This window comes from Pseudomonas sp. SB113 (assembly GCF_040754745.1).
GTDB lineage: Bacteria > Pseudomonadota > Gammaproteobacteria > Pseudomonadales > Pseudomonadaceae > Aquipseudomonas > Aquipseudomonas grimontii.
Window position 1 is genome coordinate 1 of the sequence record NZ_JBFMHW010000171.1, and the last position, 451, is coordinate 451.

Below are 451 nucleotides of genomic sequence, written 5' to 3' on the forward strand. Positions count from 1 at the left end.
AGGTCAATATGAGAGCATGGTTGCTTTCGAAGTGGCCGGCCTCTCGGCCAAAATGTTCTCGCCTCTCCATGTCGATGGCACTGTTGACCGGGTCAGGAAAATGAGACAGATCTTTTGAAGGGTAATCAAGGACCGGTGTTCGTACTGCTTCAACCTGAATCATCCAGGCCGAACCGAGCCTGCACAGAATTCCGTTAATTTGCCGGCTTATTTCATTGCGCTCTGCATCAGTGGAACTCTCGCTATCTGGCCCTGCAAAGTACCAGCCTGCCATGAGCGACCCGTCTTTTAAAAGAATGACGCCATCGGCAACCAAGCCAGCGTAGGGAACTAGATCTGAGAACGAAGGTCCTGAATGGCGAAATGAGTGAAGCGCGACCATAATCCAGGCCCTAGAATTGCCGCCAGGGCGTAGAAGTTGCCCGGTAGTATGGCTTGTACGAAATATGGC

1 pseudogene is annotated in these 451 nt (G+C 51.9%); it reads right to left on the reverse strand.

The annotated features are described in order from the left end of the window. Positions 1-274, reverse strand: a pseudogene (locus AB1462_RS32010) (hypothetical protein); the annotation flags it as partial. Between the last annotated feature and the right edge of the window lie 177 nt (positions 275-451).